Here is a 20,605-nt window from a genome sequence, read left to right as displayed (position 1 = left end):
CTCCTCCCTAACAGTAGCAGAGATCTGCTTTTACATATTTACGCATTAACTGCCACGATAGGTTGAATACCCATATTGGCTAAGTAACAAAGGTACATGATAATGCTCGTTCACTTTATTAATTTGAAACTCAACAGGGATCTCAGGGAAGAAACTTTCAAGATTTTGTTTCTTAAAATATTCTCCAGTTTTAAATACAACACGGTAATCGCCCGTGGTTGCAGTTTGCTCGGGCCACAGTGCCTTGATTCGTCCATCCTTATCTGTTTTGGCGGTATTAAGTTGTAACCAGCCGTTATCCGCTTTCTTTTCCAGAGTGACTGTCACGTCGGCAGCGGGTTTTCCTGTTTGCTGGTTCAAAATGTGCACGCTAAGAATGTTTTGTTGTGCGGCATAAACCAAAGAAGGTAATGAAAATGCAGCCGTTGCAACCGAGAGTAGTAAATAACGCTTTAACATGTTTATATCCTTGTCATGTGAATGAGTTTTTGAGGATAGCGAAAAAACGTCTGTGATAACCTTACAGAAGCATTACAATTTTGTAATGAACCAGGCTGTTTCTATAACATATGATTTATGGCATATTATTTTCATGAAGATTCTACTTATTGAAGATAATCAAAGGACCCAGGAATGGGTAACGCAGGGGCTTTCAGAAGCAGGTTATGTCATTGATGCGGTTTCTGATGGCAGAGATGGGCTTTATCTTGCGCTGAAGGATGATTATGCATTGATCATTCTGGATATTATGCTTCCGGGTATGGATGGCTGGCAGATCTTACAAACGTTACGAACGGCAAAGCAAACCCCCGTTATTTGCCTTACAGCAAGGGATTCTGTCGATGACAGAGTCAGAGGGCTGGACAGTGGGGCAAATGATTATCTGGTAAAACCTTTTTCATTTTCTGAGTTGCTGGCGAGGGTTCGGGCACAATTAAGGCAACATCATGCGCTGAATTCAACATTAGAAATCAGCGGATTAAGAATGGACTCTGTCAGCCAAAGTGTGAGCAGGGACAATATCAGTATTACACTGACGCGCAAGGAGTTTCAGTTACTTTGGCTACTGGCCTCCAGAGCTGGCGAAATTATACCCAGAACGGTTATTGCGAGTGAAATTTGGGGAATCAATTTCGATAGTGATACTAATACGGTGGATGTCGCTATTCGCAGGCTCCGCGCAAAAGTTGATGATCCTTTTCCTGAAAAGCTAATCGCTACAATCCGGGGAATGGGGTATTCATTTGTAGCGGTAAAAAAATAATGAAAAGATTATCTATAACCGTCCGTTTAACCTTGCTTTTTATATTGCTACTGTCTGTCACTGGCGCTGGAATTGTCTGGACTCTCTATAATGGCCTGGCAAGTGAGTTGAAATGGCGCGATGATACAACACTCATTAACCGGACAGCGCAGATCAAGCAGTTGTTAATTGATGGGGTAAATCCAGATACGTTACCTGTGTACTTTAACCGGATGATGGATGTTAGTCAGGATATCTTGATCATTCATGGTGATGGCATCAATAAAATTGTTAACCGGACGAATGTCAGTGATGATATGTTAAATAACATACCTACGACTGAGGCAATCAGTGCAGCTGGCATTTACAGAAGCATTATTAATGACACAGAGATAGATGCTTTACGAATTAACATTGATGAAATTTCGCCATCATTAACGGTTACTGTGGCTAAATTGGCTTCAGCCAGACATAACATGCTTGAACAGTATAAAATTAATAGCATTATAATTTGCATCGTCGCCATTATACTGTGCTCAGTATTAAGTCCGCTGTTAATCAGAACGGGATTACGAGAGATCAAAAAGTTGAGTGGGGTAACGGAAGCATTAAATTATAACGACACCCGAGAGCCTGTTGAGGTTATCGCACTACCGAGTGAATTAAAACCTCTTGGTCAGGCGTTGAATAAAATGCACCATGCTTTAGTAAAAGATTTTGAGCGCCTTAGCCAATTTGCTGACGATCTCGCTCATGAACTTAGAACGCCAATTAATGCATTACTGGGTCAGAATCAGGTGACGCTCAGTCAAACCCGAAGTATCGCTGAGTATCAAAAAACAATTGCCGGAAACATTGAAGAGCTGGAAAATATTTCGCGGTTAACAGAGAATATACTGTTTCTTGCCAGAGCAGATAAAAGCAATGTTTTGGTGAAACTGGATTCGCTCTCTCTTAACAAGGAAATTGGGAATTTGTTAGACTATCTGGAATACCTTTCAGAAGAGAAAGAGATTCGTTTTCAGGTCGAGTGCAATCAGCAAATCTTTGCGGATGAAATTTTACTTCAACGAATGTTATCGAATCTTATTGTTAACGCCATTCGATATTCACCAGAAAAATCGTGCATTCATATAACCAGTTTTCTTGATGCCAACGGCTCTCTTAATATTGATATCGCCAGCCCTGGATCGAAAATTAATGAGCCGGAAAAACTCTTCCGTAGATTTTGGCGGGGAGATAATTCGCGTCATTCTGCAGGTCAGGGGCTTGGCCTTTCTTTAGTCAAAGCAATTGCCGAATTGCATGGGGGAAGTGCTACGTATCACTATTTAAATCAACATAATGTGTTCCGTATTACGTTACCGCAAAGAAATTAACCTATGGCTTCAGTACGCCACAGGTTAACCGTGAAAAAACGCAGCCACGCCGTGAGTACTCACGTGGCTGCGATTGATTATGCGCTTACATTACAATGTAACAGGGATTAACCCACGTAAGCTGCCAGCATTTCCTGTGCTGCCAGTTTACCCAACGCATTCGCTGCGAAAGGACTGTCGCCGGTGAGAACTTTACGGTCCTTATGTACTCGCCCGGTGATGTCGTCATTAATGATGTTCATGCCCATTTTCTTCAGCTCTTCGCCGAAGTACCAGGTGAGATGACCCGGCATATAGCCAATATCTGGCGTTTGTTTGTCTGCGGCGTCTGGGAATGCGCAAATGGAATAACCGTTCAGTGGGTTATCGCCGTGGCGAAGCGCCAGAAATGCCGCCGGGCCGTGGCAAAGGGAGATAACAAAACGGTTATTTTTGATTGCCCACTGCAAAGCGTTAGCCACGTCCTGGCTTTCAGGTAAACCAATAAGTGCGCCATGACCACCAGGAACAAAGATTGCTGCATATTCGCTGTCAGCATTGAGGCTGGCGACAATATCCGCGAGTTTCTTCGGATTGCGGAACAACGATTTATGCTGCTCAAAGAACGGCATTACCTTTTCATCTTTGTGTGGCATAGCCCAGTATTCAAACTTGGTCATCAGGCCGGAAATGGTCGCCACTTCGAATTCGAAACCTGCCGCATGGAGATGATACAACGGCAGCAACGTTTCAATCGGATGATTACCGGTTGAGAACAATTTGCCATTGTCGGTCGGCAAATAACGTTCGTCCGCGGCGATCACCAGAATTTTGTGTTTACCGCGATACGGTTTTGGATAGTCCACGCCATCAAGATCAGAGACAGGACTGGTATATTGGCTAAGCGAATATTCTGAAGGGAAGAATGCATTATCTTCAGCAGTATCGACCTGCGGATCTTTACTTTTTTGAACAGTCATAGTGTATTCCTTGTTGTTGCTTAGTTAGGTTAGTCACTATATTTGCGACTGAGCTGGTCGCTATTTTTAACCAGGCTGGAAAATTGAGTCAATATATCGAAAGCGGTAGGCGACGAGGGAAAATATGTAATGATGATGCTGCACTGATGTTGAATGTTTCTCACGCCAAATTTTCCTTTTTGAGTCATGTGGTCACAAGTGACTTCAATGATTTTAGACCATTATTAGAGGTCTGGGACGACGATGAGAGATTTAGTGCTATGGAATATTGTTATTCTGTTGAATATTTATATCCCGGACTGCTATAGAAAAGGCTTTTTTTATGCACTATTTTTGCAAATATTTTTATATGGGAGGCGGTTTTGTTGCGGATTAATTCATAAAGAAATGCATTTGGGGTGGCTGGAAGAGTCGCTGGTAGATGTTATTGTGCCTGGAGGGGCAGGGTAAGGTGCTGTATCGATATGTTTGGCAATTGCGTGTGCCGTAGATGGAGATGAAATGATCTTACCCAGTAATAGTGGACACTCGGCTAAGTGAGTAAACTCTCAGTCAGAGGTGACTCACATGACAAAATCTGTATCAACCAGCAAAAAAGCACGTAAACAACATTCGCCTGAATTTCGCAGTGAAGCCCTGAAACTTGCTGAACGCATCGGTGTGCTGCCGCAGCCCGTGAACTCAGCCTGTATGAATCACAGCTCTACAACTGGCGCAGTAAACAGCAACATCAGCAGACTTCTTATGAACGTGAGCTGGAGATGCCCACCGGGGTTGCACGTCTCAAACGCCAGCTGGCAGAGCGGGATGAAGAGCTGGCCATCCTCCAAAAGGCCGCGACATACTTCGCGAAGCACCTGAAATGAAGTATGTCTTTATTGAAAAACATCAGGCGGAGTTCAGCATCAAAGCAATGTGCCGTGTGCTCCGGGTGGCCCGCAGCGGCTGGTATACATGGTGTCAGCGGCGTACAAGGATAAGCAAGCGTCAGCAGTTCCGCCATCAGGTGTGTGCGCTGCTAATGTCATACTCACAGACCAGCCTTGAACGATGACCATGACGTTACAGGACTGAGAATTGGGTAACGTTGAGCAGCCAGAAGAAGTCTGTCAGTCCTATCAGGTAAATATTTCAGCAGATCAAAACCTTCAGTGTGAAGTTGTGGATGTATCCGGCACGGCGTGTTTCGGCCTCATTCTTGAGATCGACCGGGGTGTACCGACGCTGCATATCGACACAGGGAGTGATTCACTGCTGCATATTCACGCAGCTCACAACGGACTGGTACTAATACCGGATTCACCAAGCCATGGATATGAAAATGCCCCAGTAGATCGTTTTTCGTATAACAGCCCGTCCCTGTGGGTGCCAGGGGTGTAACAAGGTATTAAACCCAGCGGCATAGAAGCCAAGGGTAATTAAACAAACAACTAAATAGCTCAGGGGATTACTGATGAGCGATTTTTGATAGTTCCGTTCAGATATATAAGGTGTAATTGTGCCAGAGATCATCTCAGGCACAATTTATTAGCCCAGGACGTTAATTTAAGTCGCTGCACTGGTAACTTGGGTGTTGACAGTTAGGGCTAAGATATTCAGCGATGGTGTTAAATTCGGATTGTTGTGTATAAATTAATAGTTCATCGTGAGGAATAGCGAGGTTACTATGGTTAGTGTGACGAGTAATATATATCCAAATAAAACAGAGAATGATAATAGCCAGTTACAAAATCAGAATCTAAGGGAGAGTATCGAAAAAAGCCTCGAGAGTAATATTTCTAAGTTAAATGCGATGGAACAAAGTGGCCTGCTCGATAATTATAGGGCAAGGTCTCACGATGACAGTTTTCGTGAAGTTTTTCGCAGTTTATTATTATACATTTTAGATTCTTTTCATATCTATCGGCATGATATTAGTGATAAATTGGTTCCTTATTTTCATGTTACGCCTGAATCGGAGAATGAGAATTATAAGACATGGATTGCCGTTACAGGCATGGATAGTTATACAAAAATTGAGCAGACCGGAAGTAATAAATTTAAAGTCACTGATATGTATCGTGAGCTCAATAACAAAAAAACATGTTTTGATCAAAAGAGTAGGGAACAGGATTTTAGTGGTCGAAATGTAAAAGAGTTTATAAGGTTATTATCAGATCACGATCAATTTGAAAAACATCAACTCTCAGAATTAACAGTTGCTGCAAATGCTCTTAAGCTGGAAGTTGCTAAAAATAACTATAACATGTCCTCCTGTACTGATAAGCAAACCGAATGCCGAATGATCGAGCTTCTAAAGGAACAAAAAGATTTAATTCCAGAACAGTATTTACATCAATCAGGTATGGAAAACCTTACGCTTGGAGAGGCGGAATTTAGCTCACTCCTTGCAGATGCAGAAAGACAAGTTCTGGAGGGAAGTTCATTTGTTTTATGTTGTGGTGAAAAAATAAACAGCACTATAAGAGACTTACTTAGCGAAAAATTTCATGCCAACGAATCTTTCACTCGCTCTGGATCTCTTTCTCATGATGTTTATGAGGAAATATTCAAAAAATTTATTTTCAAATCTGATGAATGTCATCTGGTGAGAGAGTCTTTAGAGCAGGATCGTATAACGCCAGAAAAAAGAGAAGAAATTATTTCTTGTTTATCCAGTCCTACCGGGATTGGAAATTTGTTTTATGCTTGTTCACAAGCATTTCATGTTGCTAATGATAACGCTGCACATGATGTGCGTAGCGCCGCTCTAGCTGTTAGCGATAAATTAATTGATTGTCCGAGTTTTGTTGCTTTGAATGGTAGACATAACCATTTTCATGCCGATTTCTCAGCAAACGGATTCACACAAACCCTTTACGTTTTAAGAGCAGTCGTAAATAGCGAGAATAACAACTTTGATATTGCTAATTATATCTATACCACTAAAGGCGAAAGTATCATCCCTAACAACGCTGAAGATGATAATCGGTCAAGGGATAATGATATCCGCAATATAAAGAGAAATTTCTCTGGCAATATTACGATTGCAACTTACAAATAATTCGCTTTTTTCAGTAATACGCGCAAAACGCTTACCTCTCAGGTAAGCGTTTTGACGATAAACCCAACATCATTAGGCCAATACATACCCCATATCTACTTGAACAACATCGCGCTTATCGTTAAGGTATGCGCGTTTTTATCCGCCAGGATCCAATCATGATCACCGTTGCCCTTACATACCCTTACCCACAAGTTTTCTGGGATATTTCTATGTCATTAATTGACAACATTAATCGTGTTAATCCTGACCATATTGCTTTTGGGCCTGGTGGCGAATCATTTTTTCTTGCCAGATATCCTCCAGGTCTCGCCACCATTACTGTTGCTGTTTTTATATCAGGAGGATTTTTCGGAGGTGCTGTATTTTCAACAAGAAGCCAGAGGTATTTCCACTCATTTCCGGGGGAAATAAATTTGCTAGATATTTCTGGCATAGTTTTATACAATGAGGTTATATACATGATTCGCCAGGCTATTATTTAATATAGTAACGGTCTGTTTCCACAACATATTGAACCATAGCTCGCTACGACCTCCCCGATGAAGCATGGACCATCATCAAGCCCTTGTTGCCCCCTGAACCTGCCACACGACGGGCCGGGCGCCCATGTGCAGAGCATCGTAAAATCATCAACGGCATGTTCTGGGTATTGTGTTCCGGCGCACCATGGCGCGATTTACCCGAACGATTTGGGCCATGGAAAACCGTTTATAACCGCTTTAACAGGTAGTCAAAGTCAGGCGTGATTAACATCATTTTCAACAGATTGCTTTCACTACTTGATGCGAACGGCTTTGTTGACTGGTCTGCCACAGCGCTGGATGGCAGTAATATCCGGGCACTAAAATGCGCCGCCGGAGCTCAAAAAAAATTCCGATATCGACGGAGATAATGGGCTGGGTCGCTCTCGAGGCGGTTTGGGCACCAAAATCCATCTGGCAACAGACGGAAGCGGCCTCCCGTTAAATATCGTGCTAAGCCCCGGGCAGTCTCATGAAAGCCAGTTCGCGCAACGACTTCTGGACGGCATTGGCGTTCATCGTCAGAACGGTTGCATGAAACGCCGTGGTCATGTTGTGCTGGCCGCCAAAGCGTACTCCGGACTCACATTGCGCAACGAGCTGAAAAATAAAGGCATAAAGGCAGTCATCCCCCGAAAATCAAATGAAAAAATGGCATCGGATGGACGAGCACGGCTTGATCGCGATGCATATCGCAATCGCAACGTCGTTGAACGGTGCTTTGGTCGCCTGAAAGAATACCGCCGCATCGCTACGCGTTACGACAAAACGGCGAGAAATTATCTGGCGATGGTGAAACTGGGCTGCATCCGACTCTTTTATCAACGGTTGCGTAATTAAGGGACACAGCCTAGTGTTATGTTTTACAGTAACACGCCGAGGCGTGTTGGCTGATTAGAACTGGTAGACGATACCAACTGCAAATTGGTCATCAGCTGCTGCGCCAGTAATGGCGGCGTCATCTTTATCCAGCATGTTGAATTTGTATGCTGTGTAAACGTTCATGTTCTTATTGAAGTAGTACCAGGTACCAACTTCGATGTAATTAACGCGGTCAGCGTCAACACCTTTATGTCCATCACGAGCATAAAGATCTTTGCCTTTGGAATATACGTAGCCTAAAGACGGACGTAAACCGAAGTCGAACTGATACTGTACAACAGCTTCAAAGTTTTGGGTTTTATTGGCGAATGCATCATTCGCCAAAACGGTCATGTTGCGGGTTTCACCGTACATCATTGCTGCATAGATATTATTTGCATCATACTTCGCGGCTAATGACCACACTTCAGCGTTATCACCGTAGCCGTCACCAGCTTGTTCATTAGTACGATCAGACTTGCTATACGCACCTACAAAACCAAAACCATCGATGTTGTAGTCTACAGACAACGCATAGCCATCACCATTTTGTTTAGTAACGCTACGATTGCTATTCTTACCTTGATATTGAACAGCAAAATTCAGACCATCAACCAGACCAAAGAAATCAGAGTTACGGTAGGTTGCAACACCGTTGGTACGACCGTTCATGAAGTTGTCAGCGGAAGCCCAGGAATCGCCACCCCATTCAACTAACATATCGGTATAAGCTGCTGCATCATACGCAACACCGTAGTTACGACCATAGTCGAAAGATCCTAACTCGTTATATTTCAAACCCGCGAAGGTTAAACGAGTTTTTTCCTGATTAGAGCCTTCAGGCTTGCTAGCGTCGAGGTTGTATTCAAACTGACCGAAACCAGTCAGTTCGCTGGTGATTTGAGTCTCACCTTTAACACCGAAACGAGCATACGAGGTATCTTCGTTTTCGCTGTTATTATCATCAGTGTTTGACCAGATGCGTTCGCCAACCATCTTGCCGTAAAAATCAACTTTATTGCCATCTTTATTATAAATTTCAGCCGCATTTGCTGCGCCAGCAACTAATAACGCCGGGACCAGCATTGCCAGAACTTTTCTTTTCATTATGTATTCCCTTGTGATTATAATCTTCATGAATATATCAATAAGTGCCGTTATCCAAAAAAAAGCACATTTGGATACTATTCTATGAAGTTCATTTTATTTTAAGGATTACATGTAACAAATGTATTTAAAAGATTTCAAAATGTTTCCAATCTATTTAATATAATTCAGAATTATGAATTCTAGATATATACATTCATGAAAATTATGAATATATATCAATATGTTATGAGTTGATTGGAAAGATAGGGAGTGTCAATGATTTTTGCGCCAGACGGCCTATGTGATCGCGCGCACATTAATGAAGGCATAAAAAAAGCCGGCATCATGCCGGCCCAAAAAATATAAACAAGACGATAAAAGGCTAATAACGGGGTTATCATGACACAAAAATCTAAAAAGGTATAATTGTATTCAGTGCTAATGTATTGTTTGGGTGAATTAATAAAACCATTATCCAAGATAAAAATAAATCTTTATTGCTGTTTTTCCGGTAATTATTGCCGTTGCGCAAAAACTATCTATTTGCTCAAAAAATGATTGAGTCTTGACTGACTCATCCAATGTGGAAAAATGTGACTTTTATCACATAATAGTACTAAGTTTGAATTTTCCGGGTTATCTCAAAATGGAATACGGTTCGACAAAGATGGAAGAGAGACTCTCTCGCAGCCCTGGCGGCAAATTGGCCTTGTGGGCTTTCTATACATGGTGTGGCTATTTCGTCTGGGCAATGGCGCGATACATCTGGGTGATGAGCCGGATCCCCGATGCCCCCGTGTCGGGATTTGAAAGTGATTTAGGATCTACTGCGGGGAAGTGGTTAGGAGCATTGGTCGGATTTCTGTTTATGGCCCTGGTTGGTGCCTTGCTAGGCGGCATTGCCTGGTACACCCGACCTCGTCCCGCACGTAGCAGACGCTATGAATAAAAACTGCTAAGGTTGCGACTCTTTGGCAACGGAGCGCGTATGGATTTACAACACTGGCAGGCACAGTTCGAAAACTGGTTGAAAAACCATCATCAACATCAGGACGCGGCACATGACCTGTGTCATTTTCGCCGCGTCTGGGCTACGGCACAGAAACTGGCGGCAGATGACGACGTTGATATGCTGGTGATTTTAACCGCCTGTTATTTTCACGATATCGTGAGCCTGGCGAAAAATCATCCGCAACGGCAGCGTTCTTCAATACTGGCAGCAGAAGAGACGCGTCGCCTGCTGCGTGAAGAATTCGCGCAATTTCCAGCAGAAAAAATCGAGGCTGTTTGCCATGCCATTGCCGCACACAGTTTTAGCGCGCAAATCGCCCCTTTAACGGCGGAAGCTAAAATCGTTCAGGATGCGGATCGGCTGGAAGCTCTGGGGGCGATTGGCCTGGCGCGTGTGTTTGCCGTTTCGGGGGCGTTGGGCGTGGCATTGTTTGATGGCGAAGATCCGTTCGCGCAGCATCGCCCACTTGATGATAAACGTTACGCGCTGGATCATTTTCAGACTAAGTTGCTGAAGCTACCGCACACCATGCAAACCATAAAAGGCAAACAACTGGCGCAGTACAACGCGCAATTTTTAGTCGAGTTTATGGCGAAGCTCAGTGCCGAGCTGGCGGGGGAGAATGAAGGTATCGATCACAAGGTGATTGATACGTTTTCACCGGTTGGCTGAGCGCGTGGCCCTAAATGATGGTAATTATGTTAACCTGTCGACCATCTCAGATGGCCGGTTAAATCTATGCAGGAAAATATATCAGTAACCGATTCATACAGCACCGGGAATGCCGCACAGGCAATGCTGGAGCAACTGCTGCAAATTTATGATGTCAAAACGCTGGTGGCGCAGCTTAATGGTGTGGGTGAGAATCACTGGAGCGCGGCAATTTTAAAACGTGCGCTGGCGAATGACTCAGCATGGCACCGTTTAAGTGAGAAAGAGTTCGCCCATCTGCAAACGTTGTTACCCATTCCACCGGCACATCATCCGCATTATGCGTTTCGCTTTATCGATCTATTTGCCGGGATTGGTGGTATTCGTCGTGGTTTTGAATCGATTGGTGGGCAGTGCGTGTTTACCAGCGAATGGAACAAACATGCGGTACGCACTTATAAAGCCAATTATTATTGCGACCCGGCGGCGCATCACTTTAATGAAGATATTCGCGACATCACTCTCAGCCACAAAGAGGGGGTAGGTGATGACACGGCGGCGGAACATATCCGTCAACATATTCCTGAGCACGATGTTTTACTGGCCGGTTTTCCTTGTCAGCCGTTTTCTCTGGCTGGCGTATCGAAAAAGAACTCACTCGGACGAGCGCACGGTTTTGCCTGTGATACCCAGGGCACGCTGTTCTTCGATGTGGTGCGTATTATCGACGCGCGTCGCCCGGCGATTTTTGTGCTCGAAAACGTCAAAAACCTGAAAAGCCACGACCAGGGGAAAACGTTCCGTATCATCATGCAGACGTTGGATGAACTGGGCTATGACGTGGCAGATGCAGAAGATAATGGCCCGGACGATCCGAAAATCATTGACGGTAAACATTTCCTTCCGCAGCACCGTGAACGCATCGTGCTGGTGGGTTTTCGTCGCGACCTGAATCTGAAAGCCGATTTTACCCTGCGTGAGATCAGCGAATGTTTCCCTGCACAGCGAGTGACACTGGCGCAGTTGCTGGACCCGATGGTTGAGGCGAAATATATCCTGACGCCGGTGCTGTGGAAGTACCTCTATCGTTATGCGAAAAAACATCAGGCGCGCGGTAACGGCTTCGGTTATGGAATGGTTTATCCGAACAATCCGGAAAGCGTCACGCGTACGCTTTCTGCTCGTTATTACAAAGATGGCGCGGAAATTTTAATTGATCGCGGCTGGGATATAGCCACGGGTGAGAAAGACTTTGACGATCCGCAGAACCAGCAACACCGTCCACGTCGGTTAACGCCTCGTGAATGTGCGCGCTTAATGGGCTTTGAAGCACCAGGAGAAGCGAAATTTCGCATTCCGGTTTCGGACACTCAGGCCTATCGCCAGTTCGGTAACTCGGTGGTCGTGCCGGTCTTTGCCGCGGTGGCAAAACTGCTTGAGCCAAAAATCAAACAGGCAGTGGCGTTGCGTCAGCAGGAAGCAAAACATGGCCGACGTTCACGATAAGGCTACACGCAGCAAAAATATGCGCGCAATTGCCACGCGCGATACGGCGATTGAGAAGCGCCTCGCCAGTTTGTTAACCGGGCAGGGACTGGCGTTTCGCGTTCAGGACGCCAGTTTGCCCGGACGCCCGGATTTTGTTCTTGATGAATATCGCTGCGTGATATTTACCCACGGTTGCTTCTGGCACCATCATCACTGCTATCTGTTTAAAGTGCCCGCGACTCGAACCGAGTTCTGGCTGGAGAAGATAGGTAAAAATGTTGAGCGCGATCGCCGCGATATCAGTCGCTTGCAGGAGCTTGGCTGGCGCGTACTGATTGTCTGGGAGTGTGCGTTACGTGGGCGCGAGAAGCTGACGGATGAAGCGCTTAGCGAGCGTCTGGAAGAGTGGATCTGCGGCGAAGGTGCCAGCGCGCAGATCGACACGCAGGGGATTCATTTACTCGCTTGATGCGTCCTGAATAACTGGCGCAACTACGGGTTTTGCTGGGAAGAGATATTTTCCCAACGTGACCAGTACCACCGCGAAGACAATCACGCCGAGCGCCAGCCATTCAATCTTAGACAGCGTCTCTCCGCCAAGTCCCGTACCCAGCAAGACCGCGACCACTGGGTTAACGTAGGCGTAGCTGGTGGCGAGAGCCGGACTGACGTTGCGGATTAAATACATATAAGCGTTAATGGCGATAATCGAACCAAACAGCGCCAGATAGCCGACCGCAAGGAAGCCTGAAAGGGAAGGGATCGCCGTCAGTTTTTCACCCGCAATCATCGACGCGATCATTAACACCACGCCTGCCGCCAGCATCTCAATCGCACCCGCCATCATTCCTACTGGCAAGGTAATGCGCGAACCGTAAACCGAGCCAAACGCCCAGCTAATCGAGCCGATTAAAATCAGAATCGCACCCCACGGATTGCCGCTTAAATTTCCACCGCTATTGAGCATGATGATTCCGGCAAGCCCAATGGCGATACCCACCCATTCCAGTTTGCGCGTTTTAATGCCAAACAGGCGGCTGAAGCACAGGGTAAAGAGGGGCACGGTTGCAACCACTACGGCGGCGATGCCGGAAGGAACATTTTGATGTTCGGCAACCGTTACCATGCCATTACCGACAGCCAGCAATAACAGGCCAATCAGCGCGGCATTGAGCAGCGGACGTAGCGGGGGGAGTTTGTGTCCGCGCAGTAGCAAAAATGCCAGCAATAAAATACCGGCTGCCAGGAATCGAACGCCCGCCATCATTAACGGAGGCCAGCTTTCCACGCCAATCCGAATGACAAAATAGGTTGAGCCCCAAATGATATACAACGCAAACAGCGCGCCAAAAAGCGGTAACAACTGGCGGAAACGCATAATCCCTCACGGTGAAAATAAAAAGGTGGTTCATAGTAAACGTGAAAATCATTCTGCTGGCGAGAGATATAATTGCACTTGATTGTTAAAAAAATGTTGACCTATGAAGCAAGTATCAGAGCTGCCGTTTTTGCTTCATACTTACTCCCTTCAACAATAAAAATGAGAGGGAATGCTTTTGGCCGGGAGTAGTTTACTGACGTTGCTCGATGATATCGCCACACTGCTGGACGATATCTCCGTGATGGGCAAACTGGCGGCGAAGAAAACCGCCGGTGTACTAGGGGATGATTTATCGCTCAATGCACAACAAGTTTCAGGTGTGCGTGCCAACCGGGAACTTCCCGTGGTCTGGGGAGTGGCGAAAGGATCGCTGATCAATAAAGTGATTCTGGTGCCGCTGGCGCTGATCATCAGTGCATTTATCCCGTGGGCGATTACGCCTTTGTTGATGATTGGCGGCGCGTTTCTCTGCTTTGAAGGGGTAGAGAAAGTGCTGCATATGCTGGAGGCGCGTAAACACAAAGAAGATCCGGCGCAGAGTCAGCAGCGTCTGGAGAAGCTGGCGGCGCAGGATCCGCTGAAGTTTGAAAAGGACAAAATAAAAGGGGCGATTCGTACTGATTTTATTTTGTCTGCGGAAATCGTCGCCATCACGCTGGGGATTGTGGCAGAAGCGCCGTTGCTTAATCAGGTGCTGGTGCTTTCAGGCATCGCACTGGTAGTGACCGTGGGCGTCTACGGGCTGGTAGGGGTTATTGTTAAGATTGATGACCTGGGGTATTGGCTGGCGGAAAAATCCAGCGCGCTGATGCAGGCATTGGGTAAAGGGTTATTGATTATCGCGCCCTGGCTGATGAAAGCGTTATCGATTGTCGGCACGTTGGCGATGTTCCTCGTCGGTGGCGGGATTGTGGTTCATGGTATTGCGCCGCTGCATCACGCCATTGAACATTTCGCCGGGCAGCAAAGTGCAGTGGTGGCGATGATATTACCGACTGTTTTAAATCTGATACTTGGTTTTATCATCGGCGGCATTGTGGTACTTGGAGTGAAAGCGGTAGCGAAAATGCGCGGTCAGGCACATTAATACTCGCACTGGCTATTATGCAAAATTCGCCATCTTCAACTAAGGTGAACAAGTTTCACTCGAAAAAAGGAGGCGAGTATGAGCTTTATGATTAGTGAGGAAGTTTCACTCGAAAAAAGGAGGCGAGTATGAGCTTTATGATTAGTGAGGAAGTAACGGTTAAAGAGGGCGGCCCGCGGATGATTGTCACCGGCTATTCCAGCGGTATGGTTGAGTGTCGTTGGTATGACGGTTATGGGGTCAAGCGGGAAGCTTTTCATGAAACCGAGCTTGTTCCGGGGGAGGGGAGTCGTCCTGCGGAAGAAGTTTGAAAGAGTATCATTAACATCAGGCCGGATCACATCCGGCCTGATGTGCCAATGCCTGCAATGAATGATTGTCGCGTCTTGTTATGTCACCATTATAAAATTATGACTGTTTTGCGGTACGCTATCGCCAGGTTATGCCAGAATCATAAAAAAGCAGGTTGGGAGTCGTCAGGGTGCAGCACGAGACAAAAATGGAAAACCAGAGCTGGTTGAAAAAACTTGCGCGCCGCCTGGGGCCTGGTCATGTCGTTAATCTCTGCTTTATCGTAGTGCTGCTTTTTTCCACCTTGCTCACCTGGCGTGAAGTGGTGGTTCTGGAAGATGCCTATATCTCCAGCCAGCGTAATCATCTGGAAAACGTAGCTAACGCGCTCGATAAGCATCTGCAGTATAACGTCGACAAACTGATCTTTTTGCGTAATGGCATGCGCGAAGCTCTCGTAGCGCCACTGGATTTTACCTCTTTGCGTAATGCCGTAACGGAGTTCGAACAGCGTCGCGACGATCACGCCTGGCAAATCGAACTCAACCGACGACGCACCCTGCCAGTCAATGGCGTTTCGGATGCATTAGTCAGCGAGGGAAATCTCCTGTCTCGCGAAAATGAAAGCCTCGACAATGAAGTTACTGCTGCGTTGGAGGTTGGTTACTTGCTACGACTGGCGCACAATTCCTCGTCGATGGTCGAACAAGCTATGTATGTCTCGCGTGCCGGATTTTACGTTTCGACGCAGCCGACCTTGTTTACGCGCAATGTACCAACGCGTTATTACGGCTATGTCACCCAACCCTGGTTTATCGGTCATTCTCAACGAGAAAATCGTCAACGCGCGGTACGTTGGTTCACCTCGCAGTCAGAACACGCCAGCAATACTGAACCTCAGGTTACCGTCAGTGTTCCGGTAGACAGTAATAACTACTGGTATGGCGTGCTGGGGATGAATATTCCTGTACGTACCATGCAACAATTTCTACAAAACGCCATCGATAAAAACCTCGACGGTGAGTATCAGCTCTATGACAGTAAGCTGAGATTATTGACCTCTTCGAATCCTGACCATTCAACAGGGAATATTTTTGATCCTCGTGAACTCGCCTTACTGGCGCAGGCAATGGAACATGACACGCGGGGCGGCATTCGTATGAACAGTCGCTATGTTAGCTGGGAACGGCTGGATCACTTTGACGGTGTGCTGGTGCGCGTCCATACGCTAAGCGAAGGGGTGCGCGGCGATTTCGGCAGCATCAGCATTGCATTAACCCTGCTGTGGGCGCTCTTTACCTCCATGTTACTCATCTCCTGGTATGTGATTCGCCGGATGGTCAGCAACATGTATGTTCTGCAAAGCTCGTTGCAGTGGCAGGCGTGGCACGACACCTTAACCCATTTATATAACCGTGGCGCCCTGTTCGAAAAAGCCCGTCAGCTCGCTAAATTGTGTCAGACACACCAACATCCTTTTTCTGTCATTCAGGTCGACCTTGACCATTTTAAAGCGATTAATGACCGCTTTGGTCATCAGGCGGGCGACCGTGTGCTTTCTCATGCTGCCGGGTTAATTAGCAGTTCCTTGCGTGCTCTGGATGTTGCCGGGCGGGTCGGTGGCGAGGAATTTTGTGTGATTCTGCCAGGGGCGAATCTGGCGCAGGCCGCGGAAGTTGCAGAACGTATTCGCCTGAAGTTAAATGAAAAAGAGATGTTGATCGCCAAGAGTACGACGATACGCATTAGTGCCTCGCTAGGGGTAAGCAGCAGCGAGGAAACAGGTGATTATGATTTTGAACAACTCCAGTCACTGGCTGACCGTCGGCTTTATCTCGCTAAACAGGCAGGGCGCAATCGGGTGTTCGCGAGCGACAACGCTTAACGGGCAGAGAGAAAATGGTCCAGGCCTTCACGCCAGCCTTCCGGTCCTTCTCGCTGCGTTCGCCAGACGCGGGCCGGATCCTCATGATGCAGATGCACCCCTTGACGATTTAGCCCTTTCACAATCACCGCGTAATCCATTACCTTCAGTAAGGGCGCATCGTTTGGCCCATCGCCCAGGCCAAGTGTGGTTGGGCGTTTGCCTGACAATTGTTGATAAGTCGCGATAATCCAGTTGGCAGCCTGATCTTTTCCGGCAGAGGCATCCAGTACGTGCCAGAAGCGCGCACCCTGCATAAACTGCAAGCCCAGCTCGTTCAGACGGGTGGTAAATTGCGCCATCCGCTCGTCACTGTCGCGCCAGATAAGCGTTACAGATGCCTCATGTAACTGCGTCAGTGCCGCCTGGCTACGGCTTAATCCCGTCCATTCGGCGATGGTTTCATCGTCGACATCATCAAAAGTTGTGAATTTAAAATGCTCTTTCTCACGCAGCGTATTTAATACCTGGCTGATTTCGCCATGGGTAATACCTGAGATGATGCGCGGAAAACCGTCTATATCCTGCCATTGCTCAGCTAGCTGGATCACTGCGCCATTTTCGGCAATCAGCGGTAAACCTTGTAGCCCCAACGTTTTTTGCAAGTACAGCATTTCCGCTGATGTCTTACTGCTACAGAGAATGACGGGAACATTCGCTTCGCGTAAACGGCTGAGCCAGGGGGCAGCTGGTTGCCAGTCATAACTATGACTGTCCAGCAGGGTGCCATCAAGATCGCTAAAAACCAGTAGTGGTTGTTGAATTGAAAGCATGGTTGCGCAGTACTCCCCTTACCAGGATGATTCTCAAAACAGCACAAATTATCAAAGATGATTTTTTCGGGAGCGATCCCGTTGACGCCAGAGCCACCAAGGGGTGACGCGCGTCACATTTCTATTCATAAGTAGCGTTAATCATTCATATCACGAATATTTTCTTGTCAGCGAAAAAAATTGCGGATAAGGTGATGAACACATCAGATTTCCTGGTGTAACGAATTTTTTAAGTGCTTCTTGCTTAAGCAAGTTTAATCCCGACCCCCTCAGGGTCGGGATTTTTTTATTGTGCATTCAACGATTCACTTCAGAGACGCTGAAGTCATGAATGTCCAGTTCGAAGGCATCCGCCAATTCACGCCATGTATGATATTCACGTCCATCGACACTAACGTGTTCAGGATCGTGCTGGCTGCGATGAACTTCGCTTTCGCTAATTTCATTGATCGCCGCCAGCAGGGCATCGACATCGACACTGACCTCACGTTTTGCGGTATCGCTGTACTCTTTTGCGGTTTTCATCATCTTTCCTCGCAACCGTTACTCTGTTGTTGCCGCCAGTCGTTAAGTCCGCCTGGCATCTCTTAAGTATAGACCGTCGAGAAAATCAGCACTCGCGCGCGCCTGGCGCTGCCAGAAAAACGAAATTGTTCTACACTGGCACAAAGCCACAGGAGGAAAATGATGAAGGTGAATGATCGGGTAACAGTCAAAACGGATGGCGGTCCGCGTCGTCCTGGCGTGGTACTGGCAGTTGAGGAGTTTAGTGAAGGCACAATGTACCTGGTTTCGCTGGAAGACTACCCGCTCGGCATCTGGTTCTTTAATGAAGCAGGGCATCAGGACGGTATCTTTGTGGAGAAAGCAGAGTAATCTAATTCAGCCTGACTGGTGGGAAACCACCAGTCAGAATGTGTTAGCGCATGTTGACAAAAATACCATTAGTCACATTATCCGTCAGTCGGACGACATGGTAGATAACCTGTTTATTATGCGTTTTGATCTTACGTTTAATATTACCTTTATGCGATGAAACGGTCTTGGCTTTGATATTCATTTGGTCGGAGATTTGAATGGTTCCCTGACCTGCCATCCACATTCGCAACATACTCGATTCGGTTCGGCTCAATGATAACGTCGGCATATTTAAAAACGAGGTTATCGTTGTCTCTTTTTTCAGAATATCGCCAAGGATATCGTCGAGAGATTCCGGTTTAATCGATTTAGAACTGATCAATAAATTTTTTCTGACCAATAGATATTCATCAAAATGAACATTGGCAATTGCCATAAAAACGATAAATAACGTATTGGGATGTTGATTAATGATGAGCTTGATACGCTGACTGTTAGAAGCATCGTGGATGAAACAGTCCTCATTAATAAACACCACTGAAGGGCGCTGTGAATCACAAGCTATGGCAAGGTCATCAACGGTTTCAATGTCGTTGATTTCTCTTTTTTTAACCCCTCTGCTCAACAGATACCCGGTTAAACCTAGTCGGGTGTAACTACATAAATCCATAATAATCGTTGACATGGCATACCCTCACTCAATGCGTAACGATAATTCCCCTTACCTGAATATTTCATCATGACTAAACGGAACAACATGGGTCACCTAATGCGCCACTCTCGCGATTTTTCAGGCGGACTTACTATCCCGTAAAGTGTTGTATAATTTGCCTGGAATTGTCTTAAAGTAAAGTAAATGTTGCGATATGTGAGTGAGGTTAAAACAAATATTTCGCCACAGGAGTATCCTGGAAGATGTTCGTGGGTATTATTTTTCAGATAATCCTTAGGATAACAAGATAAACATTAGGGAATCATATTACAGGTAATTCGCTGATAATATCTGCCAGCAAATTAAAAATTTCACTGAATAAATGTTCGCAAAAAGGAGCAATTAACGGCATTAATGCCGCCATTAATGAGATACCGACAGTCAGAGTTAATGGAAATCCAATAACAAAAATGGATAATTGCGGGGCCATACGATTCAGTAAACCTAATGCCAGATTCAGTGTCAGCAGCAGAGTAATGAGCGGTAACGCCAGCATCAGTCCATTGAGGAAAATCAAACTCCCTGCTTTGGTGAGTGCCAGAAACGCATTGCTATTTAGCGGCTCGCCACCAATAGGCAGGGTGTGAAAGGTATCCACCAGCAGTGAAATCAGCCATAAATGACCGTTAAATGTCAGGAACAGCAGTAACGCCAGCATATCCATGATGCGCGCTAAAACGGGCATATTGAGATGGCTGCCCGGATCGACAAACGTCGCAAATGACAGTCCCATTTGCAGACCGATAATTTCGCCAGCGGTTCGCACAGCGGCAAAAGCAAACTGCATGGTAAAACCAAGCGCAATGCCGATCAGGATCTGCTGCACGGCCAGCCACAGAGCAAAGAACGAAAAAACAGGAACATCGTTGGCAGGTAAGGATGGGGCAATGGCGAACGTGATCATCATTGCGAGACCCAGTTTGACCCGTTTCGGCACGCTACGTTCGCTCAGAATTGGCGCGGTAGAAATGAGCGCCAGCACGCGCAGTAACGGCCAGAAGTACAGACTTAGCCAGGAAAGCCATTGATCGCTTGTCACCTGCAACATTATACGGGCTACCCGATGATATACGGCAGGTTAGTGAACAAGGTACGGACGTAATCCAGCATCAGATTGAGCATCCACGGTCCGGCAATAATAATGGCGATAAATACGGCGATGATTTTCGGAATAAACGACAGCGTCATTTCATTAATCTGCGTGGCGGCCTGCAAAATACTGATGATCAGGCCCGTGACCAACGCCACCAGCAACAGCGGGGCAGCCAGCGCCAGCGCAACTTTCATCGCTTCAGTCCCCATCATCATGACCGATTCAGGTGTCATTTTG

Annotated in this window: 22 protein-coding genes and 2 pseudogenes; 15 read left to right on the top strand and 9 right to left on the bottom strand. The window is 46.3% G+C overall.

Annotated elements, in window-relative coordinates:
* Positions 1-45 precede the first annotated feature (45 nt).
* Entirely contained in the window at positions 46-459 is a 414-nt protein-coding gene (gene hiuH, locus QUF14_RS12130) for a hydroxyisourate hydrolase (protein ID WP_000920116.1), read from the bottom strand.
* A gap of 133 nt (positions 460-592) precedes the next feature.
* Here hiuH and hprR point away from each other — a divergent pair, with 133 nt between their 5' ends.
* Together hprR and hprS are read left to right on the top strand one after the other, a co-directional pair.
* Positions 593-1,264, top strand: coding sequence for a response regulator transcription factor HprR (gene hprR, locus QUF14_RS12125; protein WP_001339045.1), 672 nt, complete (start codon positions 593-595; stop codon positions 1,262-1,264).
* The gene (hprS, locus tag QUF14_RS12120; RefSeq protein ID WP_000826806.1) at positions 1,264-2,622 is read left to right on the top strand and encodes a two-component system sensor histidine kinase HprS; all 1,359 of its coding nucleotides are present in this window, start codon (positions 1,264-1,266) and stop codon (positions 2,620-2,622) included. Before hprR ends, hprS begins: the two co-directional genes overlap by 1 nt.
* A 107-nt stretch (positions 2,623-2,729) precedes the next feature.
* On the opposite strand, the gene hchA is transcribed toward hprS, so the two are convergent.
* Positions 2,730-3,581, bottom strand: coding sequence for a glyoxalase III HchA (hchA, locus tag QUF14_RS12115; RefSeq protein ID WP_000218042.1), 852 nt, complete (start codon positions 3,579-3,581; stop codon positions 2,730-2,732).
* Positions 3,582-4,148: 567 nt separating this feature from the next.
* On the opposite strand from hchA, the pseudogene QUF14_RS12110 reads away from it, so the two are divergent.
* From QUF14_RS12110 to QUF14_RS12090, 5 genes and pseudogenes are all read left to right on the top strand, one after another.
* Positions 4,149-4,581: pseudogene (locus tag QUF14_RS12110) on the top strand (transposase); the annotation flags it as partial.
* Positions 4,582-4,658: 77 nt separating this feature from the next.
* On the top strand, positions 4,659-4,961 hold the full coding sequence (locus QUF14_RS12105; protein WP_000528690.1) for a hypothetical protein: 303 nt from the start codon (positions 4,659-4,661) through the stop codon (positions 4,959-4,961).
* 286 nt (positions 4,962-5,247) lie between these two features.
* Positions 5,248-6,624, top strand: coding sequence for a hypothetical protein (locus QUF14_RS12100; RefSeq protein WP_000255419.1), 1,377 nt, complete (start codon positions 5,248-5,250; stop codon positions 6,622-6,624).
* A 158-nt stretch (positions 6,625-6,782) separates the two neighbouring features.
* On the top strand, positions 6,783-7,109 hold the full coding sequence (locus QUF14_RS29030) for a hypothetical protein (RefSeq protein WP_000633687.1): 327 nt from the start codon (positions 6,783-6,785) through the stop codon (positions 7,107-7,109).
* 35 nt (positions 7,110-7,144) lie between these two features.
* Positions 7,145-7,988 (top strand): annotated as a pseudogene (locus tag QUF14_RS12090) (IS5 family transposase).
* A gap of 54 nt (positions 7,989-8,042) precedes the next feature.
* Here QUF14_RS12090 and QUF14_RS12085 read toward each other — a convergent pair.
* Complete coding sequence (locus QUF14_RS12085; protein ID WP_000824366.1) at positions 8,043-9,116, bottom strand: porin; 1,074 nt, start codon at positions 9,114-9,116, stop codon at positions 8,043-8,045.
* Between the two features lie 649 nt (positions 9,117-9,765).
* Between QUF14_RS12085 and drpB the strand changes: the two genes are divergently transcribed.
* The 4 genes from drpB (at position 9,766) to vsr (ending at position 12,718) form a co-directional block, all read left to right on the top strand.
* Positions 9,766-10,047: a cell division protein DrpB gene (drpB, locus tag QUF14_RS12080; RefSeq protein ID WP_243040254.1), complete on the top strand. Its 282-nt coding sequence runs from the start codon at positions 9,766-9,768 to the stop codon at positions 10,045-10,047.
* Positions 10,048-10,086: 39 nt separating this feature from the next.
* Positions 10,087-10,782: a phosphohydrolase gene (locus QUF14_RS12075; RefSeq protein WP_000365549.1), complete on the top strand. Its 696-nt coding sequence runs from the start codon at positions 10,087-10,089 to the stop codon at positions 10,780-10,782.
* 66 nt (positions 10,783-10,848) lie between these two features.
* Positions 10,849-12,267: a DNA-cytosine methyltransferase gene (dcm, locus tag QUF14_RS12070; RefSeq protein ID WP_100734030.1), complete on the top strand. Its 1,419-nt coding sequence runs from the start codon at positions 10,849-10,851 to the stop codon at positions 12,265-12,267.
* Positions 12,248-12,718 carry a VSPR family DNA mismatch endonuclease gene (vsr, locus tag QUF14_RS12065; RefSeq protein WP_000785992.1) on the top strand — a complete coding sequence of 157 codons (471 nt, stop codon included), beginning with the start codon at positions 12,248-12,250 and terminating at the stop codon, positions 12,716-12,718. The genes dcm and vsr overlap by 20 nt, the downstream gene beginning before the upstream one ends.
* On the opposite strand, the gene yedA is transcribed toward vsr, so the two are convergent.
* The gene (gene yedA, locus QUF14_RS12060) at positions 12,707-13,627 is read right to left on the bottom strand and encodes a drug/metabolite exporter YedA (RefSeq protein WP_001212218.1); all 921 of its coding nucleotides are present in this window, start codon (positions 13,625-13,627) and stop codon (positions 12,707-12,709) included. The two genes, vsr and yedA, sit on opposite strands and share 12 nt — an antisense overlap.
* 172 nt (positions 13,628-13,799) lie before the next feature.
* On the opposite strand from yedA, the gene QUF14_RS12055 reads away from it, so the two are divergent.
* From QUF14_RS12055 to dgcQ, 3 genes are all read left to right on the top strand, one after another.
* On the top strand, positions 13,800-14,717 hold the full coding sequence (locus QUF14_RS12055) for a DUF808 domain-containing protein (RefSeq protein ID WP_000922683.1): 918 nt from the start codon (positions 13,800-13,802) through the stop codon (positions 14,715-14,717).
* Positions 14,718-14,845: 128 nt separating this feature from the next.
* A complete protein-coding gene (locus tag QUF14_RS12050; protein WP_000009244.1) occupies positions 14,846-15,028 on the top strand; it encodes a YodC family protein in 183 nt (60 codons plus the stop codon).
* Between the two features lie 170 nt (positions 15,029-15,198).
* Positions 15,199-16,893, top strand: a complete 1,695-nt coding sequence (dgcQ, locus tag QUF14_RS12045) for a cellulose biosynthesis regulator diguanylate cyclase DgcQ (RefSeq protein WP_001354739.1) — start codon at positions 15,199-15,201, stop codon at positions 16,891-16,893.
* Here dgcQ and QUF14_RS12040 read toward each other — a convergent pair.
* Together QUF14_RS12040 and yodD are read right to left on the bottom strand one after the other, a co-directional pair.
* Positions 16,890-17,705 (bottom strand): mannosyl-3-phosphoglycerate phosphatase-related protein, encoded by an 816-nt coding sequence (locus QUF14_RS12040; RefSeq protein ID WP_000949116.1) that lies wholly within the window; start codon positions 17,703-17,705, stop codon positions 16,890-16,892. The genes dgcQ and QUF14_RS12040 overlap by 4 nt on opposite strands.
* Positions 17,706-18,002: 297 nt before the next feature.
* Positions 18,003-18,230: a peroxide/acid resistance protein YodD gene (gene yodD, locus QUF14_RS12035; protein ID WP_001353131.1), complete on the bottom strand. Its 228-nt coding sequence runs from the start codon at positions 18,228-18,230 to the stop codon at positions 18,003-18,005.
* A gap of 162 nt (positions 18,231-18,392) precedes the next feature.
* On the opposite strand from yodD, the gene dsrB reads away from it, so the two are divergent.
* A complete protein-coding gene (gene dsrB / locus QUF14_RS12030) occupies positions 18,393-18,581 on the top strand; it encodes a protein DsrB (protein WP_000867217.1) in 189 nt (62 codons plus the stop codon).
* Between the two features lie 43 nt (positions 18,582-18,624).
* Here dsrB and rcsA read toward each other — a convergent pair whose 3' ends face one another.
* The 3 genes from rcsA to fliQ form a co-directional block, all read right to left on the bottom strand.
* The gene (rcsA, locus tag QUF14_RS12025; RefSeq protein ID WP_000104001.1) at positions 18,625-19,248 is read right to left on the bottom strand and encodes a transcriptional regulator RcsA; all 624 of its coding nucleotides are present in this window, start codon (positions 19,246-19,248) and stop codon (positions 18,625-18,627) included.
* Positions 19,249-19,537: 289 nt separating this feature from the next.
* Entirely contained in the window at positions 19,538-20,323 is a 786-nt protein-coding gene (gene fliR / locus QUF14_RS12020) for a flagellar biosynthetic protein FliR (protein WP_000942317.1), read from the bottom strand.
* Positions 20,324-20,331: 8 nt separating this feature from the next.
* On the bottom strand, positions 20,332-20,601 hold the full coding sequence (gene fliQ / locus QUF14_RS12015; protein WP_000187360.1) for a flagellar biosynthesis protein FliQ: 270 nt from the start codon (positions 20,599-20,601) through the stop codon (positions 20,332-20,334).
* Positions 20,602-20,605 lie beyond the last annotated feature (4 nt).

It is taken from the genome of Escherichia sp. HH091_1A (assembly GCF_030295175.1).
GTDB classification, from domain to species: Bacteria; Pseudomonadota; Gammaproteobacteria; order Enterobacterales; family Enterobacteriaceae; genus Escherichia; species Escherichia coli_F.
Note: the sequence above shows the minus strand (reverse complement) of the source record. Positions and strands in the feature narration are given on the sequence as shown.

Excerpts from the sequence above, each read along its gene's own strand:
- hchA (WP_000218042.1), bottom strand. The coding sequence starts at position 3,581 with ATGACTGTTCAAAAAAGTAAAGATCCGCAGGTCGATACTGCTGAAGAT.
- hiuH (WP_000920116.1), bottom strand. The coding sequence starts at position 459 with ATGTTAAAGCGTTATTTACTACTCTCGGTTGCAACGGCTGCATTTTCA.
- yodD (WP_001353131.1), bottom strand. The coding sequence starts at position 18,230 with ATGAAAACCGCAAAAGAGTACAGCGATACCGCAAAACGTGAGGTCAGT.
- hprR (WP_001339045.1), top strand. The coding sequence starts at position 593 with ATGAAGATTCTACTTATTGAAGATAATCAAAGGACCCAGGAATGGGTA.
- QUF14_RS12075 (WP_000365549.1), top strand. The coding sequence starts at position 10,087 with ATGGATTTACAACACTGGCAGGCACAGTTCGAAAACTGGTTGAAAAAC.
- rcsA (WP_000104001.1), bottom strand. The coding sequence starts at position 19,248 with ATGTCAACGATTATTATGGATTTATGTAGTTACACCCGACTAGGTTTA.
- QUF14_RS12040 (WP_000949116.1), bottom strand. The coding sequence starts at position 17,705 with ATGCTTTCAATTCAACAACCACTACTGGTTTTTAGCGATCTTGATGGC.
- fliR (WP_000942317.1), bottom strand. The coding sequence starts at position 20,323 with ATGTTGCAGGTGACAAGCGATCAATGGCTTTCCTGGCTAAGTCTGTAC.
- yedA (WP_001212218.1), bottom strand. The coding sequence starts at position 13,627 with ATGCGTTTCCGCCAGTTGTTACCGCTTTTTGGCGCGCTGTTTGCGTTG.
- drpB (WP_243040254.1), top strand. The coding sequence starts at position 9,766 with ATGGAAGAGAGACTCTCTCGCAGCCCTGGCGGCAAATTGGCCTTGTGG.
- QUF14_RS29030 (WP_000633687.1), top strand. The coding sequence starts at position 6,783 with ATGATCACCGTTGCCCTTACATACCCTTACCCACAAGTTTTCTGGGAT.
- dsrB (WP_000867217.1), top strand. The coding sequence starts at position 18,393 with ATGAAGGTGAATGATCGGGTAACAGTCAAAACGGATGGCGGTCCGCGT.
- dcm (WP_100734030.1), top strand. The coding sequence starts at position 10,849 with ATGCAGGAAAATATATCAGTAACCGATTCATACAGCACCGGGAATGCC.
- vsr (WP_000785992.1), top strand. The coding sequence starts at position 12,248 with ATGGCCGACGTTCACGATAAGGCTACACGCAGCAAAAATATGCGCGCA.
- QUF14_RS12100 (WP_000255419.1), top strand. The coding sequence starts at position 5,248 with ATGGTTAGTGTGACGAGTAATATATATCCAAATAAAACAGAGAATGAT.
- fliQ (WP_000187360.1), bottom strand. The coding sequence starts at position 20,601 with ATGACACCTGAATCGGTCATGATGATGGGGACTGAAGCGATGAAAGTT.
- hprS (WP_000826806.1), top strand. The coding sequence starts at position 1,264 with ATGAAAAGATTATCTATAACCGTCCGTTTAACCTTGCTTTTTATATTG.
- QUF14_RS12050 (WP_000009244.1), top strand. The coding sequence starts at position 14,846 with ATGAGCTTTATGATTAGTGAGGAAGTAACGGTTAAAGAGGGCGGCCCG.
- QUF14_RS12085 (WP_000824366.1), bottom strand. The coding sequence starts at position 9,116 with ATGAAAAGAAAAGTTCTGGCAATGCTGGTCCCGGCGTTATTAGTTGCT.
- QUF14_RS12055 (WP_000922683.1), top strand. The coding sequence starts at position 13,800 with ATGCTTTTGGCCGGGAGTAGTTTACTGACGTTGCTCGATGATATCGCC.